Origin of the sequence: Bartonella jaculi (assembly GCF_039543045.1) — a bacterium.
GTDB lineage: Bacteria > Pseudomonadota > Alphaproteobacteria > Rhizobiales > Rhizobiaceae > Bartonella > Bartonella jaculi.
Genome location: NZ_BAABIZ010000086.1, coordinates 1 through 2,362 on the forward strand (window position 1 = coordinate 1; position 2,362 = coordinate 2,362).

A 2,362-nucleotide genomic window follows, 5' to 3' on the forward strand; every position below is an offset into this window, starting at 1 on the left:
TGTTTTCTATAGTTTCAGTTTTTGTAAACAATATTACCACCATAAACCGTTTCAAAGTCTGTATAAATTATAAACGCTCCGTATTTTCTCACTATCAATTTCACCTCTTCCATAGTTTTTTCCAAAAACTCTTGTAAAAAGAGATAGGTTGCGGAGTGGGAGTGTTCTCAATCTTTTCAATTGGTTGATCACCATCAAGTATCTCTTCTCCCGCGTGTACTATAATCCTTTTACAAAGGAATTCATAAAAATTACTAGCGTAATATTCACAATCTTCAGATGGAAGCCTGACATAAAGTGGGCATTCTCCATCCCGAAACTGTGTATAATCAAAATAAAAGGTTTCACCAAAATCAGCATCACACACGACAAGCTGTTCTGGTGTCACAAAACCATGTTTTCTATCATTTAAGTTTTGGAAAACAATATCACCACCAGGGATATCTGCTCCGCACTCCTTATAAAGGCTAAAGATTTCTTCACTCCCTATTTCTCCTCCTACATATTTTTTTAAAAAGCTCTTATAAGAAGATGTGAATTGTAAACCGAGAGTTTTCTCCGCCCTTTCAATCCGTAGATCATCAGCCGCATTTTCTTCAGTACGAAAATTAATAATATCATTATATTTATCAACTAATACTACAACATCATCTAAGGTATAGGTTTTCATCAATTATCCTCCATAAATTATTCTATAAGTTTCTTTTTTCATCAACCGTAGATCATTACTTCCTATGCTCCTGTCCCCATCTGTCAAAATCTATACCCATAATTCCCCATTTCATATCAATTATTCCTCCTAAATTACTGTTTTTTTGTTCTCTATACCCTTTAGCGCGTTCCTTCCAATATTCCTCTCTAAACTTATCAAACTTTTTTCTCTCTATAAGCGATTGATGTGTTTTGGAAGGAGCATGAATAACCGAACTATATTTATTATGAGATTGCTTGCTAATTTCTGCTATGGGCCCCTCAGGCGTTTGCTTTAGGTGATGCAACTCAACAGGCTTACCGTCAAACCCCATAGGTGCTCTTCCTGCTTCCATTCTCTCAACATTGGTGCCCCACACTTCTTTTTTGTTTTCAGTCCATTTAGAAATTCTGTTAGGATCAAACAGGTCATTTCTCTGATAGACTTTGTTTGTCTGACCAAATTTGCTATCGGTAAATTTAGTGGGTTTCTCTTTTAACCAATTCTTTTTTTCTTTAGCAGCGAGTTTGGTCAGTTCTTTCTTCGCAGCAAGTTTGGCAGGATCTCCTTGAGCTGCAAGTTCTGCAAGATTTTTCTTGGCAGCGAATTGGGCAAAATCTTTCCTAGCAATGAACTTGGTCACAGCCTTTTCGCCAAGTTTTATCCCTCCCGTGACTGCTCCAGCAACACCTGTCGTTACAGCAGCCGCTGTTTCTATTGTTGTACCTGTCATTTCGCCGAAATCAAAACCGGCACTGAGTGCTGCATCCTCCCCCCCTTTGTCCATTGTTTCCGTTATGTCATTTATATGCCCTGCAAAGGAACCCTTAACTCCTTCCCACAATTGCCACCCAATTCTGGAAATATCACCAATCACATGTCCACTCACGGTCCAAGACATTGCTGTTCCAACGCCTTTAATAGCTGTTTTACTGCTCTCAAGTGGATTGCTCACTATTGCTAACCCTAATTCCACAACGCCGTGCAATCCCTCGTATACTCCTTTTCCAGCACCAACAATCGCACCGGCCGTCGCAGCTGACGAAAAAATCTTATCTTGATCTTCGTCAATCTCAAACCATTTCTCGTTAACATCTCTTCGACATTGATCATCAGAACACTCTTCTAGTTCTTTTTTCATCTGAGCGCGTTGAGCGCTACCCAAAAAGTTATTTGCAGCGGCATTGCCCGCTGCATCAGCGCCAGCATTAACATCACCACCGGCAAGGGCAGCGGCAACGCCCCCAGCAGCACGTGCAACATCAATGGTGTGGTCTCTAAAGTCAGCAAACTCAGCATCAATCCTTGCAGTGACGCGGGCTTGCTCTTCTGGCGTTGGAGTGCGACCGTTTAGATCCCCCATTTCCTCTTTCACGATGCCTTGCATCCATAGTTTAAACTGGAGCATTGCTGTGGCTTCGCCCACGGCACCGCCCACAGCACCGGCAGAACAAGCGCCGCTCGCAACAGCGCCTTTGAGACAGCCAAGTCCTGCATGAGCAACAATCTGGGTGACCGTGTCTATTTTCCCTTCAGCCTTAGCAGTGCCGATCTCTTCCGCCAACGTCTTGCCAACCGTATCAGACAGGGCTGTGCGCAGGTTTGCAATCAGGTTCTTATCAAAAGAGCCACCCTCAAGAGCCGTTTGAACACTTGTGCCAATGGCTGCTT

2 protein-coding genes are annotated in these 2,362 nt (G+C 42.6%); both read right to left on the bottom strand.

The genetic code is table 11. The features are described 5' to 3' along the window. Window positions 1-100 precede the first annotated feature (100 nt). Window positions 101-670, bottom strand: coding sequence for an SMI1/KNR4 family protein (locus ABD915_RS09380; RefSeq protein ID WP_345117650.1), 570 nt, complete (start codon window positions 668-670; stop codon window positions 101-103). Window positions 671-725: 55 nt separating this feature from the next. Beyond that, on the bottom strand, window positions 726-2,362 hold a 1,637-nt coding region (locus ABD915_RS09385; protein ID WP_345117652.1), incomplete at its 5' end, for an HNH/ENDO VII family nuclease.

What these genes read in the sequence shown, in the direction of transcription:
- ABD915_RS09380 (WP_345117650.1), bottom strand. Translation starts at nt 670, where the DNA reads ATGAAAACCTATACCTTAGATGATGTTGTAGTATTAGTTGATAAATAT.